The organism is Mycobacterium sp. NGS49 (assembly GCF_059812565.1).
This window is the reverse complement of record NZ_JCALCX010000008.1, coordinates 92,534-107,925: the sequence shown is the minus strand read 5'-3', so window position 1 is coordinate 107,925 and position 15,392 is coordinate 92,534. Positions and strand designations below refer to the sequence as shown.

16 protein-coding genes are annotated in these 15,392 nt (G+C 65.0%); 4 read left to right on the top strand and 12 right to left on the bottom strand.

Annotation, left to right across the window (positions count from 1 at the left end; genetic code table 11):
* Position 1: 1 nt before the first annotated feature.
* The 5 genes from AC5Y7D_RS10415 to AC5Y7D_RS10395 all read right to left on the bottom strand — a co-directional run bounded on the left by AC5Y7D_RS10415 (position 2) and on the right by AC5Y7D_RS10395 (position 4,319).
* Positions 2 to 625, bottom strand: coding sequence for an isochorismatase family protein (locus tag AC5Y7D_RS10415; protein WP_033719519.1), 624 nt, complete (start codon positions 623 to 625; stop codon positions 2 to 4).
* A 681-nt stretch (positions 626 to 1,306) separates the two neighbouring features.
* Positions 1,307 to 2,113: an SDR family oxidoreductase gene (locus AC5Y7D_RS10410; protein WP_095785941.1), complete on the bottom strand. Its 807-nt coding sequence runs from the start codon at positions 2,111 to 2,113 to the stop codon at positions 1,307 to 1,309.
* A gap of 158 nt (positions 2,114 to 2,271) precedes the next feature.
* Complete coding sequence (locus AC5Y7D_RS10405) at positions 2,272 to 2,973, bottom strand: SDR family NAD(P)-dependent oxidoreductase (protein WP_033719518.1); 702 nt, start codon at positions 2,971 to 2,973, stop codon at positions 2,272 to 2,274.
* Positions 2,966 to 3,463 (bottom strand): nuclear transport factor 2 family protein, encoded by a 498-nt coding sequence (locus tag AC5Y7D_RS10400; RefSeq protein ID WP_170924394.1) that lies wholly within the window; start codon positions 3,461 to 3,463, stop codon positions 2,966 to 2,968. The genes AC5Y7D_RS10405 and AC5Y7D_RS10400 overlap by 8 nt, the downstream gene beginning before the upstream one ends.
* 10 nt (positions 3,464 to 3,473) lie before the next feature.
* Positions 3,474 to 4,319 (bottom strand): SDR family NAD(P)-dependent oxidoreductase, encoded by an 846-nt coding sequence (locus AC5Y7D_RS10395; RefSeq protein WP_033719535.1) that lies wholly within the window; start codon positions 4,317 to 4,319, stop codon positions 3,474 to 3,476.
* A gap of 99 nt (positions 4,320 to 4,418) precedes the next feature.
* On the opposite strand from AC5Y7D_RS10395, the gene AC5Y7D_RS10390 reads away from it, so the two are divergent.
* The 4 genes from AC5Y7D_RS10390 (at position 4,419) to AC5Y7D_RS10375 (ending at position 8,836) form a co-directional block, all read left to right on the top strand.
* The gene (locus AC5Y7D_RS10390) at positions 4,419 to 5,342 is read left to right on the top strand and encodes a LysR family transcriptional regulator (RefSeq protein WP_033719515.1); all 924 of its coding nucleotides are present in this window, start codon (positions 4,419 to 4,421) and stop codon (positions 5,340 to 5,342) included.
* A gap of 274 nt (positions 5,343 to 5,616) precedes the next feature.
* A complete protein-coding gene (locus AC5Y7D_RS10385; RefSeq protein ID WP_033719514.1) occupies positions 5,617 to 6,951 on the top strand; it encodes a cytochrome P450 in 1,335 nt (444 codons plus the stop codon).
* Positions 6,952 to 7,088: 137 nt separating this feature from the next.
* Complete coding sequence (locus AC5Y7D_RS10380; RefSeq protein WP_033719513.1) at positions 7,089 to 7,868, top strand: enoyl-CoA hydratase/isomerase family protein; 780 nt, start codon at positions 7,089 to 7,091, stop codon at positions 7,866 to 7,868.
* A gap of 74 nt (positions 7,869 to 7,942) precedes the next feature.
* Positions 7,943 to 8,836, top strand: coding sequence for an MBL fold metallo-hydrolase (locus AC5Y7D_RS10375; protein ID WP_306255277.1), 894 nt, complete (start codon positions 7,943 to 7,945; stop codon positions 8,834 to 8,836).
* A 96-nt stretch (positions 8,837 to 8,932) separates the two neighbouring features.
* Here AC5Y7D_RS10375 and AC5Y7D_RS10370 read toward each other — a convergent pair whose 3' ends face one another.
* The 7 genes from AC5Y7D_RS10370 to AC5Y7D_RS10340 form a co-directional block, all read right to left on the bottom strand.
* The gene (locus AC5Y7D_RS10370) at positions 8,933 to 9,142 is read right to left on the bottom strand and encodes an anti-sigma factor family protein (protein WP_338396531.1); all 210 of its coding nucleotides are present in this window, start codon (positions 9,140 to 9,142) and stop codon (positions 8,933 to 8,935) included.
* Positions 9,143 to 9,171: 29 nt separating this feature from the next.
* Positions 9,172 to 9,795 carry an RNA polymerase sigma factor gene (locus tag AC5Y7D_RS10365; protein ID WP_033719511.1) on the bottom strand — a complete coding sequence of 208 codons (624 nt, stop codon included), beginning with the start codon at positions 9,793 to 9,795 and terminating at the stop codon, positions 9,172 to 9,174.
* A gap of 287 nt (positions 9,796 to 10,082) precedes the next feature.
* On the bottom strand, positions 10,083 to 10,613 hold the full coding sequence (locus tag AC5Y7D_RS10360) for a hypothetical protein (protein WP_129560190.1): 531 nt from the start codon (positions 10,611 to 10,613) through the stop codon (positions 10,083 to 10,085).
* A gap of 222 nt (positions 10,614 to 10,835) precedes the next feature.
* Entirely contained in the window at positions 10,836 to 11,837 is a 1,002-nt protein-coding gene (locus AC5Y7D_RS10355; protein ID WP_033719509.1) for a saccharopine dehydrogenase family protein, read from the bottom strand.
* Positions 11,834 to 12,316: an SRPBCC domain-containing protein gene (locus AC5Y7D_RS10350; RefSeq protein WP_080691825.1), complete on the bottom strand. Its 483-nt coding sequence runs from the start codon at positions 12,314 to 12,316 to the stop codon at positions 11,834 to 11,836. The genes AC5Y7D_RS10355 and AC5Y7D_RS10350 overlap by 4 nt, the downstream gene beginning before the upstream one ends.
* Positions 12,313 to 13,320: a fumarylacetoacetate hydrolase family protein gene (locus tag AC5Y7D_RS10345; RefSeq protein ID WP_075545910.1), complete on the bottom strand. Its 1,008-nt coding sequence runs from the start codon at positions 13,318 to 13,320 to the stop codon at positions 12,313 to 12,315. Before AC5Y7D_RS10345 ends, AC5Y7D_RS10350 begins: the two co-directional genes overlap by 4 nt.
* Positions 13,317 to 15,359 (bottom strand): oxidoreductase, encoded by a 2,043-nt coding sequence (locus tag AC5Y7D_RS10340; RefSeq protein WP_033719508.1) that lies wholly within the window; start codon positions 15,357 to 15,359, stop codon positions 13,317 to 13,319. Before AC5Y7D_RS10340 ends, AC5Y7D_RS10345 begins: the two co-directional genes overlap by 4 nt.
* Between the last annotated feature and the right edge of the window lie 33 nt (positions 15,360 to 15,392).

Sequence of the window (15,392 nt, the reverse complement as noted above, 5' to 3'; positions counted from 1 at the left end):
TTCAGTCGCGCGCGGCGAGCTGATGGGTGATAAACCCGAAGTTGGGTACCCGTCGTGCGTATAGGTCCGCGAGCGGGGCGGCGAACTCGCCGCCCCAGTCGCTCAGAATTTCGGCGATCACCATGTTTGCGTTGGCGATCTTCACTCCGGCTTGACTCATCCGCAACATTGCTGCAGACAGCGCGTGGTGGTTGAGCGTGCCCGAGGCATCCATGACGGCATATACGTCATAGCCGTCACTAACGGCCCCGAGTGCCGGGAATGTCAGGCACACGTCGGCCGTCACACCGGCCATGACAAGTTTGGTTCGGCCGGTGATACGTACAGCCTCGACAAAAGCGGGATCCTGCCAGGCGTTGATTTTCAACCGGTCGATGACGGGCGCGGTTGGCAGGGCGGCAAGCAATTCCGGGAACAGCGGACCATTAGCTCCGTCTGGGTTGCTGGTCGTCAAGATGACCGGTAGCCGAAATGCGGCCGCCGATTCCGCCAACCACAGCGTCTGATTCTTCAGTTGTAGCGCTTCGACATCGGTCAAACCGAAATTCATTGTGCCGACTTGGTGGTCGATCAGGAGCAGCGCGCAATTGTCGGCCGTCAGGGTCTCGAAGAAACGCTCAATCATCTGCTGCCCTCATCGTTGGTTGCGGGGCACGCCCCGTTGATCGCCGACGAGCGCCGGCAGGGTGTTCATGGACGAGCCACCCCGTTTCTGTGGTGCAGTTCCGTCAGCGTGTGCCACGGCCCTCATGTACCCAGCGTGTCAGGGCGCGGCGCTGTGCCGCCATTCCGAAAGAGTTGGGTAGCGCGGTGATCGATCGGGTGAAGGCCACCCTGTCCGAAAGTACGGAAAACACGGTGCCGGACGGCGCCCTCCTAGGGGTTGGCCGCGCACAGGGGTCAGCGCGCGGTCCCGTCTGACGAGCAGGAAAAGCGGATCAAGACCGCACCGACCCATACGGCGGCACCATCTGAACGCCCCAGTACCGACGCTGGCCACGCACCCGGTTCGGGGTGGAGCATCTTGCGCGGATGGATTCGCACGCCATCACCGGACGCGGGTAGACGAGTCGGCGTACCAGCGTGATCGGCGCGACCTCGCGCCGATGAACTCGTCACGGGTGTAGACGGCGACTGAATACCATGACGCGGCACCTTGCTGTCGGCTGTTCAGCTTTCGGTTGCCGTTGACAGATGTTGATTCCAGCCGACCCAAGCCCGCCGCCTGCGGCGAAGGTAAACGGGAATCATCAAATCTTCTCGCAATGTCATGTCTGGTGCTTTGAGATTGCGGTGGGGTGGTGAGTCATCCCCAGCCGATCCAGCCGCCGTGGACTTCGACCACGATCCCGCTGGTGAAGCTGGCATCAGGAGAGGCTAGGTACACATATGCGGCGGCGAGTTCTTCGGGTTGTCCGATTCGGCCGGTAGCGGACATTTTTGGTGCGGCGTGCGGGAATGCTTGAGCCGTTTGCGGAGTGTTCAGCGCCACCTGGAACGGTGTCCAGATGGCGCCAGGGGCAACGGCGTTGACTCTGATGCCGCGGGGCCCCAGGTTGAGCGCAAGGGCTTTCGTGAAGGCATCGATTGCTCCCTTAGTTGCTGCGTAGTCGACGAAGTTGGCGGCGCCGTAGACACCGCCGACGCTGGACGTCGAGATGATCGCGTCGCCCACCGTCATGTGAGCGAGCGCGGCCTGCGCCAAGTGGAAACACGCCAGGATGTTGACGTCAAAAACGCGCCTCAGTTGTGCCTCGTCAATGTCTTCGAATCGTTGCCGCTCGCGCCCGTAGGCGGCGTTGTTGACGAGTATGTTGAGGCCTCCCAGAGCATCGGTTGTCTCATCTACGGCGTGTCGACAACCGTGGCGTGTGGCCAGGTCGACCTTGAGTGCAACGCAACGGCGACCCTCCTGCTCGATCAACGTCTTGGTCGTTGCGGCGTCTTCGTCGGCGATGTTGTAGGCGATCGCCACGTCGGCGCCCTCTTTGGCGTAGGCGATCGCGACCGCGCGACCGATGCCGCTGTCGCCGCCGGTGATCAGCGCCACTTTGCCGTCCAGCTTTCCCGCTGCCCGGTAATGGGCGAGGTCACTGATCGGACGGGGCGTCATTTCGGCCTCGATGCCTCAATAGGGTTGTGGATCAGGTTGAAAAGTGTTGGGGTCGGTGGGGTATCGGTCATTTTGAGCGCTCATCGGTCTTCCTCTCGTCGGTCGAAGAGTGCTTGTCGCCGCGTGTCTGCGCGTCGCGCGGTATGTCGTGCGGTGTGTCACCAGGGGATCGGTGCTGCGTCGCGGAAGAATCCGCCCGAGGGGCCGTCGTCGGGCAAGTCCACCGCCCACATGACACTGGCGGCGCCATCCTGTATGGACCGTCCGCCGCCACCGCCCATGTCTGTGGCCACCCATCCGGGGCAGACGGCGTTGACAAGCACGTTGCGATTGCGCAGGTCGGCGGCGAGTTTGACGGTCAACATGTTTAATGCGGCTTTGGTAACGCTGTAGATCGGTGTGGCGCCGCTGCCGGCCGTTTCGGTGAACGAGCCAGCGCCGCTGGATACATTGACTACTTTCGCGCCGCGGCGCAGCAACGGCGCCAGCGCTTGGGTGATGCGCCAGGCGCCGAACAAGTTCACTTCGATGTCGCGGTGCGCGCGTGCCATGTCCACGTCAACCGCGTGATTGTCGTCGTCGTAGTCGACACCGGCGTTGTTGATCAGCACGTCGATGTGACCGACCTCGGCACGCAGGTGTTCGGCGGCTCGCCGGACACTGGCGTCGTCGGCGACATCGAGCGCACACACCAGCACACGTCCGGGCGGACCTGCCAAGCGCCGTGCGGCGTCCTTGCCTTTGGCGGTGTCACGAGCGCCAAGGACTACGGTGCAACCGCGGCGCGCCAGTTCGCTAGCCAGTTGTAGGCCGATGCCTCGATTTGCGCCCGTGACCACGGCGACGCGGTGATCAGCCATCAGTGTGCTCCGGTGAGGACTCGGTGAGCCCGGAGCGGTCCCCCGTCTCCCAGATCGGGGTGATGACGCAGCCCGACAACTTCCACCCCTGCTCCCTGCGCGCGAACTGATAGCGGTAACGACCGCCCAGTGCCCACTTGCGGGTGTGCTCGCCGTCGCTGCGGCAGTGCATTGCAGCAAAGTTGACCCAACAGGTGGCGCGGTCACCGTCGATGTCGATGACGTGGTTCGTCACGACATGCTCGATGCCGTCGATCAGGCGATGGTCGCTGCGGACACGCTCGATCAGCGCGGTGGGATTCGCGGGCAAGACCTCGCCATTTAGTGCCCTGTAGTCAAAGTGCACCCGCTCATCGAGTTGACGGACCGCGCCCACGTAGTCGCGGGTATCGATGCAGAGCAGAAATCGGTGCAGCACGTCGCGGATTGTTGTGAGAGCCTCAACATCGCCGCACGGCCTGCGTTCCGCTGCACTTGCAAGCTCGTTCATCATCGTCCCTTCAGTCGTCGAAGGTAGTGTGGCGGGCTGCCTGTTCCCACTGCCGCAGTTCAGCTTCGACCGCGTGCAGGTGCTCCAGGATGCTGTCGACGGCATCAGAACCCAAGGGCAGCCGCAGGGGGGTGCGTTCGGCGTCGAGGGCGGCCACGATAGCAGCGGCGGCCTTGGCCGGATCACCTGGTTGCGTGCCGCCGCCGGTGGTGACGTAGTCGCGGGTGGGTCCAACGGTAGCGGCGTATTCGGTGATCGGCTGGGACAGATAAGCCGCGTTCGCGCCGAACAGATTGGTGCGAAACGCCCCTGGCTCGACGATCAGGAACCGCACTCCAAAGTCGACTTCTAGGGCCAACGTTTCCGTCAGTCCTTCCAAAGCGAACTTGGTGGCGCAGTAAGCGCCGAATCCGGGGCCGGGCACCTGGCCCCCGACCGACGACATTTGCACCACGGCGCCGCCGCCGCGGGCGCGCATGTGCGGTAACGCCGCCCTGGTCAGCGCGGCCGGAGCGAAGAAGTGCAGCTCGAACAACTCCCGCAGCTCGGCATCGGTGGTCTCTTCCAGCGCTCCCACTTGGGTACGCCCGGCATTGTTCACCAACACATCAAGGCGCCCGTATCGGGCAACGGCGTCATTGAGCGCCGCCACCGCCGCCGCAGTGTCAGCGACATCCACTCGCAGCGGCTCGACCTGATCCGGATGGGCGGCGACAAGATCATCGAGGCGGTCTACGTGGCGGCCCGCGGCGATCACCACATCACCGGCGGCGACGGCTGCCGACGCCAGCTGCCGGCCAAAGCCGCTGGTGGCACCGGTAATAAACCACACTCGCTGCGCGACTGGTGCAGTCATCATCATCAACTCCTTTAACCTTCGGCGTCTCAACCCTGGGATCTACCATCGGCGTGTGAGCGGGTAGCCGTCCAATATCTTCTGTGATAACCATCGGATATGGACGTGCACGTGCGGGACTTGCGTTACTTCGTCACTGTCGCGGAGCTGTTGCACTTCACCCGTGCTGCCGAGGCGTTGTTCATCAGCCAGCCCGCCCTGTCGAAACAAATCCGTACCCTCGAAACCCAGCTGCGCGCACCGCTTTTCGTACGCACCAAGCGCACAGTCGAACTGACCGCCGCCGGTGCCGCGCTGCTGCCCCATGCCCAACACATGCTGGCTGTCTGGGCGGATGCCGAACAGGCCGTGGGCGCCGCCGCGGTCAACCAGGACGCCACCCTGGTCGTCGGATTTTCGACCAGCGTGGGGCGCGGCCTGCTGCCCGCTATTCGGGCTCGCCTAGCCAACCACGCCCCCCATGCCCAAGTACGGATGCGCCAAATCCCTTGGGGCGACCCCACCGGCGGTCTAATGACTTCGGGCCATCAGCGCACCGACGCCGCCTTCGTCTGGCTCCCTCTACCCCGGCCGGAGTCCTATCAGTGGCTGCAGGTGGCCACCGAAGCCCGCATGGTCGCCCTGCCCCCCAAGCACCGCCTCGCCGACCGCGACACCATTGCCTTCACCGACCTGCTCGACGAGCCCTTCATCGCCCTGCCGCCCTCAAGTGGAGTATTGCGCGATTACTGGCTGGCTCTCGAGGCCCGTGACGGGCGTCCCGTGCGCATCGGCGCCGAAGCCGCCAGCACTGACGAAACCGTCGAAGCACTCAACGCTGGGCTGGGCGTGTGCCTACTTGCCGCTGGCAATGTCCCACTGATCGACCGCGACGGCGTCATCATCCGCCCCGTCACCGGACTGAGCCCGAGTCAGCTCGTCCTCGCCTGGCGCCGCAACGATGACAGACCCCTACTGCAGGCTTTACGCCGGGCGCTAGCAGAAGCGAATCTGGCAACCCGGGACCCTCTGTCCCACCAGTAGAGACTCTGAGAAACCAAATCCGTTGTCAGTGTCGCGCTTACAGGAGCCAGTTATGGTCGGGAGGAACGAGAGCCGGCGATCGCCGTGCGGCTGCTGAGTAGCGGTTGTGCCGGTGCGGCCGCGACCGCACTGCAGTTGTTGACCGTGCGTTCGGCGGCCACGCGCAGCTGACGTCAAGTCCAACGCCCGACACCCGGTCTTGCACCGTAATGTACCCGCCGGTACGATCTCGATCAGGGTGGTACTACGGTGTACCACGGATGGGACGGCGAGTATGCGCGACGTGGTGCCAGTCGCACCGGTTCGGCACACTACGTCCACGGCGAAGTTGCCGCCCGCCCTGCCATGGCCCAAATCGTTAGCGGGAATTGGCTTTTCGATATCGCGTCCTTGGACGCTCCGCCAGGGGGTGCGCCGCTGCGGCAACGTTTTTACTCTTGATATTCCCGTGTTTGGCAACACCGTTGTGGTAGCCGACCCCCTGCTCGCCAAACAGGTGTTCGCGGCGAGCACCGACGATCTCGTTAATATTCAGCCGAACCTGAGTCGAGTGCTAGGGCCGGGATCGGTGTTCGCCCTTGACCGCCAGCAGCACCGCGACCGCCGCAAACTCCTGACACCACCGTTTCACGGCAGGAGCATCAAAAGCTACCAGCGGATCATCGAGGAAGAGACGCTGCGAGAAGCGTCGCGCTGGCCGATCGGACAGGAGTTCCGAACACTGGAGCCGATGAACCGGCTCACCCTGAACGTGATTTTGCGCGCCGTATTCGGAGCCCAAGGCACCGAATTCGAAGAACTGCGGCGGCTCGTTCCTGGATGGGTCACGCTGGCCTCCCGGCTGGTGCTATTGCCGCGGCCGTCGAGCGGTTTAGCCCGCTACGGCCCGTGGGGGCGCCTGGCGCTAGCACGGCGCCAGCTTGACGAAATCATCTATCGATTGATTGAGAAAGCCAGAGCTGCAACAGATCTCGGCGAACGCAGCGACATCCTTGCATTGCTGTTGCGCAGCCGCTGCGACGACGGCTCAGCGATGTCTGACGCGGAGATCTGCGACGAGTTGCTCACGTTAGTGGGCGCGGGCCATGAGACAACGGCTTCGACGCTGGCCTGGGCCTTTGAGCGGCTGCGTCGACACCCGGCAATCGCCACAGCACTGGCTGCCGAAGCCGCCGGCGAGGGCAATCAGCTGCGGCAGGCAACAATTTGTGAGGTCCAGCGTGCGCGCACGGTCATCGATATGGCGGGTCGGCGTGTGGTGACTGCGATGTTCGAACTTGGCCAATGGCGCGTGCCGCAAGATTATTCGATCCTGATCAGTATCGCCTCGCTGCATGGGAACACCCGTGCTTTCTGTGAGCCTGACCGATTCGACCCCGACCGTTTCATCGGCGATCGTCCTTTGAACTTTGCCTGGTTGCCGTTTGGTGGTGGAACCCGACGCTGCGTCGGCGCAACATTCGCCAACTTCGAGATGGATGTCGTGTTGCGAACGGTGTTGCGCCACTTCATTCTCGACGCGACGACCGACCCAGGCGAGAAAATGCACTCGCGCGGCGTCGCGTACACACCGAAAGACGGCGGGCGCATCGTGCTGCAGCGCCGCTGATGTGCGGAACCGGCACGGCGTTACGCGGGATAAAGGCAGATCTATCGCGCCCACACACCCGCAAGAGCCGCGCTCGGGCAACCGCGGCCGTGACATGGTGTTAGCAGTGAAATTCCGAATGACCGCAAGGAAACAGGATGAGTTGGGATATCCGGCGCAGAGATCGCGTCGCGGTAGTGACGATGACAACCAATCTCGTCAACGCGCAGAACCGCGCGTTCTTCGCCGACCTACACGAGGCCTTCGACACTCTGGAACGCGACCACGCTAGCTCGCCGGTGGTGCTTACCGGAAGCGGTACGCGGTTCTCCGCAGGTCTGGATTTGGGGGAGCACTTCCCGCTGTTCGCAGGTGATCGCGCGCCCGTCGCGTCGTGGTTCGAGCAATATCGAGCCACGAACATGCGCGTGTTTACCTATCCACGCCCGGTGGTGGCGGCGCTCAACGGGCACGCCTTCGCGGGCGGCTTGATCACGGCGGCCGTCTGCGATTACCGGGTCGCCATCAGCGAGGGTGCACGATTCGGTCTCAACGAGGTGCCGATCGGAATCCCCATGCCGGCAGTATACGTCCGAATGCTTACTCACGCGTGGGGCGAGCCAGTGGCGTCACGTACCAGCCTGCTTGGCGAAACCTTCTCTCCTGCAGAAGCTTACGCGCTGGGGATGGTTGATGAGTTGGTGCCGGCCCACGCGCTGCTTGATCGCGCCGTCGAAGTGGCTGAACGGACTCCCGAGGACTGTCTCGAGCAGTACGCCTTCACCAAGCGGGCCTGTCAGGCCGCTGCGCTGCGTGACATCACCGAACTCGCTGATTCACTCGATGAAGACCTTCCCGACTACATGACCGCCGCGCCGGCCCGTCGGGCGCATCGGCGCTACTGGCAGCAACTCAAAGGCCGTCCCCCGTCATGGTAAGTCGCGCCGCTGAGTCGACGCTGCCACCCTGGACGATTTGGCAACGCCGGCCGTTCCCCGACACCAACCTGCTGTTGATCGCCGGTCGTGAGCCGGCGCTGGTCGACAGTGGCTTTATCGGCCACGCCAAGCAGACGGTCGCCTGGGCCAGTGCGCACAGTCGGCGCATTCGATGGGTCGTCAACACCCACTGGCATTCAGATCATGTCGGTGCGAACGCGCTCCTTCAGGCGATGGGAGCGGCGATCGCCGCCAGCACTCCCGACGCTGATGCGCTCGCCCGACGCGACCCGGGATGCTGCCAGGCGGAATACCTCGACCAGCCGGTCAGCCCCTACGTCGTCGACATGTCCTTGGAGGACAACGCAATCCTCAGGCTTGGCGACTGCGACTGGCAAGTCATCCGCACGCCTGGGCATACGCCGGGGCACCTGTGTCTGTGGCAGCCCGACGAGCGGCTCCTGGTAACCGGTGACGCGCTCTCTGATTACGACGTTGGCTGGGTCAATCTGGCGTTGGACGGACCCGATGCAGCCGAAACCGCTCTCACCTCACTGCATCGCATGACTGATCTGCGTCCGCGGGTGCTGCTGCCAGCGCACGGGCCGATTCCGTCCGACACGAGCGCCGCCCTAGCCGCAGCGCGCCGCCGAGCCCAGCGCCTCATCGACGATCCCGAAAACGCGGTGTGGTACGGTGCTCGCCGAATCTTCGCGTTCGCGTTGATGATTCACGACGGGATCGCGGTCAACGCGGTCGAGTCTTATCTGCATAAACGGTTGTGGCTGGTTGATGCGGCGCGCCTCTTGCGGACCACGCCGGAAGCTTTCGCAGCCGAGCTGATCGAGGCCATGCTGGCAAGCTCTGCCATCGTCTGCCGCAACGGTCTCCTGTACGCCGCCGCCGAATACACCCCGGTCGAGATGTTGCCGGTGGGCGTGCCCTTTCCCCGCTCTTGGCCGCCGTGAGGCGAGCTCTACCGCGAAGCCGTGCCAGCCAAGTTGGAAGATCAAGCAGACTCACGTATCTCAGCGTGTGTTCGGGTGTGCTGGGCGAGAAATCATTCAGTCGCGCAGTCCGCGCATTGCCGCCAGAAGCCTAGCGCGGAAGTCTGGGTCCAGTTCCTCCTCGGTGATGCGGCCTAGCGCGCCCACCGTCGCCCGAAATTGCTCAAGATAATGTCGACAACCCTCGCAGTCACCCAGGTGCGCATCAAAGCGGGCGCGGCGTCGAGCGTCGAGCCCGTCGTCGAGGTATTCAGAGACAAGCTCCACTAGCTCATTGCAGTTCATAGGCTCGCGCGTCATGGTTGTCCTACAAGATAGTCCTCGAGGCGCTGCCGAACGACCGCCCGCCCACGATGCAGCAGCACGCGCTGATTGGCAAGGCTGATGTCCAGGAGTTGACAGACCTCATCGGAGTCGAAGCCCAGCACATCGCGTAGTGCGACTACCAGCTTTTGCCGCTGCGGGAGTTCACTGAGTCCCTCATTGACCACCTGCAGCAACTCGCCGCCGAGTAACGAACCCTCAGGCGTGAGGGGAAACGGCGATGGATGCTCTTTCCAGTGCCCCGGAGTCGCATCCTCCGGGCCTTCAAAGCGCGTCGGGTCAACCGTGTGTGCTCGCTCCGACTTCTCGCTTTCGCGGCTTTCCGCCACGCCGCGTCGTTTGGCGAGATTGACCAAAATGGAATACAGCCAGGTCCGCAACGCCGATCGACCCTCGAAGCGGTCAATCCCTTTGAGCACGGCAATCCATGTCTCTTGAACGACGTCTTCGGCGACCTCGCGACTGGGAACATATGATTGCGCGATTCGTAACATCGGGCCGGTGTGCTGGTCCACCAGCCTGGTGAACGCCCAGTGCTCGCGGCGACGCAGCGCGTCGAGCAGCTCTGTGTCGTCGGTGGCCTGTCTTGCCGTCATGGCCAGTGACCTCCGCTGCCGGTAGTGAATCGGTGACGGGTGTCGAAAGACATCCCAATGTGTACTGGACAGTACAGCATCAGGCGGTGTGTGACGGGCCCTGGCATGAGCGCGCTTCGGTAGGTACCAAAAGGCGGTGCCACTCGATGGGTAACCGCTGACGAGTTCTCTGGGACTGTTTGTGGCCGTGTACCTGCAGCTGCTGAGCCACGCCGCGCGTCGGGGCCATCGCCGTCGCATCTCCGTCGGCAGGACAGGCGGTATGCGTCGCCTTGAGGGTCGACGAGTCAATTCCGATCCTGCGGAGCGAAGATCGCTTTCCGGGATCGGATGAGACCCGCAAGCATCAACGCGACGTAGCTGTAGGGCATGACGATGATCGGTTGCCCAGTGGCGGCAAAGAATCGGGTGGCGGCGAATGCGTCGTGAAGCCCGATCCACAACAAGCAGAAGGCCAGGAACCACCAGGCCCACCGCTGGCCGGCGCGCAGCCCGAACCGTGCGACCACGCTGACCGCGACGGCCGCGGCCGCGACGTTGACACCGCCGACCGATCCGGTCAATTCGGCCCACTGCTGAGCACCGTTTCCTGCGGCCGCAAGTCTGTTGAAGGTAAAACCCAAGCTGCTCAGGCCGGTCGGCCACGGAGCATCAGGGCGTGCCACGCCGAGCTGCGTGGTCACAAAAGTGATCAATCCCGCGGTGAACGGGATGGCGCCGGCGGCGAAATTCAGACGCCAACCGGGCACCACCTGTGCGCTGTGTGACGTCGTCGCATCAACGGGACTGTGGTCAATGAAATCGCGGGGCTGGGACACGGACGCTCCTTAAGTGTTCGGTGTTCTCTTCGTTGAGTGCACCGCAGTACGCAATGCGTTACACGTCCCATCTGCCGGACAGATCCTGCTCGCATGAGCTGGCTCCGTACGAGGTTGGTCATGTCTTCTAAGTGCGGCAGCGTAGGGATGACGGTCAGCGGTGACGAACTGGGAGCCAGCCAACCGTGACCGCGAGGTCGAACTCGGTTGCGGCGCATGCCGCTAAACGTCGACGCGCACTACCCTGTCGATCTCCAACGCAAGGTCGTACCCCCAGGCGCTGGCTGGTGTGTGCACGCCGGGGGGCGCGTCACCGGCCAGGATGCGCCGCATGCAGGCGGCGGCGGCTTTGGCGGTGAAGATGTACGCGTCGGGACCGCGTAGCACCGCGGTGGTTTGAGCGCCGCCGGTGCCAGTTGCTCGTGCCCACACCGCACTGCGACCTTGGGCCAAAGCCTCGTCGGTGGGGCCCTCGGGCAGGCGGCGGGCCACCGCGCGTAGTAGCCCGCCGTGGGGAATGCCTATCATCATCCGTACCGGGGTGGGGAAAGCCATGTAGGTGTCATAGGACGGAGCCGCCGGAACCGAGGCCACCAGGTCTGCGCGCCACGGGTTAGTGACAACAGTGGTCAGACCATCACCGTCGCCGAAATCGACTTTCATGCGTGCCCGGCCGGCCCGGCAGGCGACGAGGGCGCCGCTGCGCCTGCGCACACCCGGGCGGCGCAGCGAGCCGAGCACTACTTCGGCCGTTCCGCGCGACACTGCGCCCACCGTCTTCAATGCCACTTCAACCCGAACCGGTGGGCCCACCAAGGTTTCCGCGACGTAGGCGGCGAGGCAGTCCGAGGCCACGATGCCATACCCGGCGCCGGGCATCACCAGGACGCCGGCTGCGCGCGCCCGGTCGTTCCAGGCCGCTGCTGCCAGGTGCTCGTCGACCTCGCCGGCGAGATCAAGATAGGCCACGCCCGCGTCCACACAGCGGCGCAGCAACGGCGCTTGGGTCCGTCCAAAAGGGCCGGCGCAGTTGAGCAACGCCTGCGTAGCGGATAGGTCGAGGTCGTCCAATCCGCCGATCCGCACGTCGAGGCCCAGCGGATCGGCGACCGCGCGAAGGGCGTCTTCGCGCCGCCCACTGAGCACCGGCTGCAAGCCTTGCTCGGCGAAGGTGCGCGCCACCAGGCGCCCGGTGTAGCCGGTGGCGCCGTAGAGCAGGATCACGGCCGCCGCCCGCTTTCGGCGATGCGGGCGAGGTTGTCGACCCAGCGCTGGTGCATGCGCCGCATCGCCGGCGCCAGGACCGGACTGAGCAGCTTCGAGGCTGCTCCGCGTTGGGTCTCCTCGGTGCGGATGTCGGTACCGCCGTCGCTGCGGGCGGTCAGTACCCAGGCGTGATGGCCACGTGAACCCAAGCCGCTGCCCGTCCAGGCGAGCCGCTCCTGGGGTTCGTATTCGGTGATTTCGGTAGTGACCGGCGCGCCGAACGTCACCCAGGAAAAGCGGCTGCCCAGCTCGACGCCGGGCCACGGGCCGCCGCGGGAACGCATCCGCTTGGCGTTGCCGTAGTAGTCGTGCCAGCGGTCAGGTCGCACCAGCCATGCCCAGACCGCCTCGGGTGCGGCGCGGCTGGCTCCGAGGTTGGTCTCATGGATCGCGGCGCCGGCCGGTTCGTGGCCCGCGGGCCACTGGACAGTGCTCATTTCGTGCTCCCTCCAAAACGATTCGTCACAGTTCCGATCCGCGGCACGATGAGCTTGACTGTCGCGCCGGGCGGCGGTAACCGGCCCAGCTCAATTCCGCTACAACCGGCCAGGGTGCCGGTGGACAAGAGTTCACCCGCATACACCGTCTCGCCGGCGCACGCGCGGTGGAGGCACGCCTGCAGCGAGTGCGCGAAGTCATCGGCGCGACCGTGGCACCACTGTTGGCCATTGACTTCCACGGTCCCCGACAGCGAAGCAATATCGTCAACCACGTCGTCGGCGGTGAGCACCTCATTAGACATGGCAGTGGCAAACGACTTGCACTTATTCACCGGGCCGAGCGGGCTGCCCCGCACTTCCTCCCATTGGGTGTCACGCAGTGAGATGTCGTTGAGCAACACGAGTCCGCCGATCGCGTCGCGGCAGGCGCTGACGGTGGCGTCGCGGACCTGATGGCAGACCACGAAGCCCAGTTCCAGTTCGAAGTCCAGATCGTGGCCGTACGGGGGCACCGGGATGGGTGTTCCGTCGGGAACCAGCGCGCAATGGTTGCCTTGGTAGAGCAGTGGGGTGTGAAGCATCATGGGCCGCACCCGCAACCGGGGGATTGGGCGGCCCGCGAGGCGCTCGTACACGCCGGCCACGCGGGCCGCGCGTGGCGCGTAGCGTGCCAGCATGCCTCGGGCGACACCCTCGGAATGACTCGGTGAGAGCAGGAAGGGCCGCAGCGAGCGCGCGGAAAACGGCAGCCGTGAGCTCAGATCGGGCGTAAAACGCTGCGACGCAACGTGCTTGGCCAGCTCGCGTACCGCCGCGCGGGCCGGGGCACCGGCAGCAAGAAACGTCACCACGTCGCTCGAACAGGCACTCAGCACCGCACGCAGCGATGGAGACACCTCGGGGCGGGCCAGCGCGTCCGCGATCGGCAACCACCGCTCACGCGGCTCATCCCACGCCGCGACGGTGTCCCCGCCGGATCCGCCGACCACGCGCAGCCTCATAGCTTGCGGCCTTGGCGGTGCCCCTCGTAGACCGCCTCGTAGGTGCCGCGGGGTGCGACGGCGTCACCGATGGCCTCGAACGAGACCTCGCGTTCCCGCAGCGGTTGTGCGAGTGCGTCCTGGGAGTGACGCGCGGTGGCCATCACGATCCAGTCGGCAGTGACCTGCCGGGTTGTGCCGCCGGTAGGGTCATGCACCAGCGACAGTGTCACCTGCTTGCCGTCGATGCCGGTGATCCAGTGGTCGCGCACCATTTCGACACCGGCGGCATACAACTGGGGGTAAATCCACTCAAGGTAGACGTCGAGGATCGTCTCCATCCCCACCATCGGCCACCGCGTTACCAGCGACACCTGCGCGCCGCGCTGCGCGAGCAGCACGGCGGTCAGAGGGGCCACCACATCGGACTGATCGTCAACGACCACGACAGTGCCGTCGGGTGTCACGCTGCCCTCAGCTACCTCATCCCAGCCCGCGGTGCGGCCGCTCTGCCACCCCGGCACCGGCTGCCCGGTCCAACCCTGGAAGCCGTCGCGGGCGGCGCGCGAGCCGGTAGCCAGCACCACATGGTCGGGCTGCAGCTCGGCCAGCAGCTCGTCAAGGAGAGCGCCATCCACACGCACCCCGGTACGTATTTGCGCGCCGTTGCCGACGGCCTGCTCACCCAGCCAGGTACCGATGCGTCCGTACTCGGCGCGGGTGGGCAGCCGCGACTGCAGTAGCGCGTGACCGCCGACCTGGTCGGCGGCCTCCACGACGGTGACGGTGTGCCCGCGTGCCGCTGCTACCCGCGCGTACTCGAGGCCTGCGGGACCCGCCCCGATGACGAGCGCGCGGCGCGGCGCGTCGGCGCGACGGAGCGTGCCTCGACCCCATGCTGCTTCGCGGCCCATCGCCGGGTTGTAGACACACTGCACGCGACGGCCCTGCATCGCAGTCTTCCAGCACAGGTTGGCCGCGACGCAGCGGCGGATATCCTTTGGCCGGCCTTGTTCGGCCTTGGTGACCCAGTCCGGGTCGGCAAAGAGCTGGCGCCCCAAGCACACCGCGTCGCCGTGGCCCTCGACCAATAGCTGCTCGGCCACCCGCGGCTCGGTGATGCGTCCCACCATCAGGACCGGCTTCCCCGACACCGCCTTGATCGGGGAGGCCAAGTCGCGCTCCCAGCCCTGCTCGAAATGCATCGGGGTGTGGATGAATGCGTGGTGGACCCCGGCGGACACCGACACGTAGTCCACGTCGCAACGCTTTTCAAGTTCGCGTACCACCTCGACCACGTCGGGCGTCTCAAGGTCACCCGGCCAAAATGACGTGGAGTTGATCCGGTATCCGAGGAACGGCTGGTCGCCGACCGCGGAGCGCATCGCGTCCAAACAGCGGACCGGGAATTGCAGCCGGCGCTCAAAATCCCCGCCCCATGCGTCGTCGCGGTGGTTGTAGAGCGGGGACAGGAACTGCCATGGCAGGTAACCATGGGAGAGGTGGAATTCGACGCCGTCCAGGCCTGCGGCGACCGCCCGCGCCGCCGCCGCACCGAAAGCGTCGATGATCTCTTCGATCTCGCCATCGTCCATGGCCTTCGGCGTCATCGCCCCGGGAGTTTCGCCCAGCGGGATCTGCGACGGTGCGCGCGAGAACCACTCCGCGTCCGGGTCAAAACGGGTGTCCTGCTTGAACGCCAGCATCGATCGAACCCCGGTGTGCAGCAACTGAATTGCGAGCTTGGCGCCCTCGGCATGCACGGCCTCGGCCACCCGGGCCAACGGCGGGATCGCGCGATTGTCATACAGCGAGCCCACCGTGAGCGGCGCGGCCAAAGAGGACGGGTGAACGTGGGTGGCGCCGATGATGATCAACCCCACCCCGCCAGCGGCACGTTCGCGGTAATACGCCACCGCCTGATCGGTGAAGCGCCCCGACCACGGATCGTCGACCCAGGTGGGACAGGTCGGTGGGAAGACGACGCGGTTACGGATCTGGCTGTGGCGAATCCTCCACGGCGACAGCAACCTCGGGAACCCGGACTCCTTGACGACCATCCAATAATCGTTTACGAAACCAATAAAAGTGTC

Coding starts and splice junctions, on each gene's coding strand:
- AC5Y7D_RS10350 (WP_080691825.1), bottom strand. CDS start 12,316: ATGAGCACTGTCCAGTGGCCCGCGGGCCACGAACCGGCCGGCGCCGCG.
- AC5Y7D_RS10340 (WP_033719508.1), bottom strand. CDS start 15,359: ATGGTCGTCAAGGAGTCCGGGTTCCCGAGGTTGCTGTCGCCGTGGAGG.
- AC5Y7D_RS10405 (WP_033719518.1), bottom strand. CDS start 2,973: ATGGCTGATCACCGCGTCGCCGTGGTCACGGGCGCAAATCGAGGCATC.
- AC5Y7D_RS10415 (WP_033719519.1), bottom strand. CDS start 625: ATGATTGAGCGTTTCTTCGAGACCCTGACGGCCGACAATTGCGCGCTG.
- AC5Y7D_RS10345 (WP_075545910.1), bottom strand. CDS start 13,320: ATGAGGCTGCGCGTGGTCGGCGGATCCGGCGGGGACACCGTCGCGGCG.
- AC5Y7D_RS10395 (WP_033719535.1), bottom strand. CDS start 4,319: ATGACTGCACCAGTCGCGCAGCGAGTGTGGTTTATTACCGGTGCCACC.
- AC5Y7D_RS10385 (WP_033719514.1), top strand. CDS start 5,617: ATGCGCGACGTGGTGCCAGTCGCACCGGTTCGGCACACTACGTCCACG.
- AC5Y7D_RS10390 (WP_033719515.1), top strand. CDS start 4,419: ATGGACGTGCACGTGCGGGACTTGCGTTACTTCGTCACTGTCGCGGAG.
- AC5Y7D_RS10410 (WP_095785941.1), bottom strand. CDS start 2,113: ATGACGCCCCGTCCGATCAGTGACCTCGCCCATTACCGGGCAGCGGGA.
- AC5Y7D_RS10380 (WP_033719513.1), top strand. CDS start 7,089: ATGAGTTGGGATATCCGGCGCAGAGATCGCGTCGCGGTAGTGACGATG.
- AC5Y7D_RS10365 (WP_033719511.1), bottom strand. CDS start 9,795: ATGACGGCAAGACAGGCCACCGACGACACAGAGCTGCTCGACGCGCTG.
- AC5Y7D_RS10400 (WP_170924394.1), bottom strand. CDS start 3,463: ATGAACGAGCTTGCAAGTGCAGCGGAACGCAGGCCGTGCGGCGATGTT.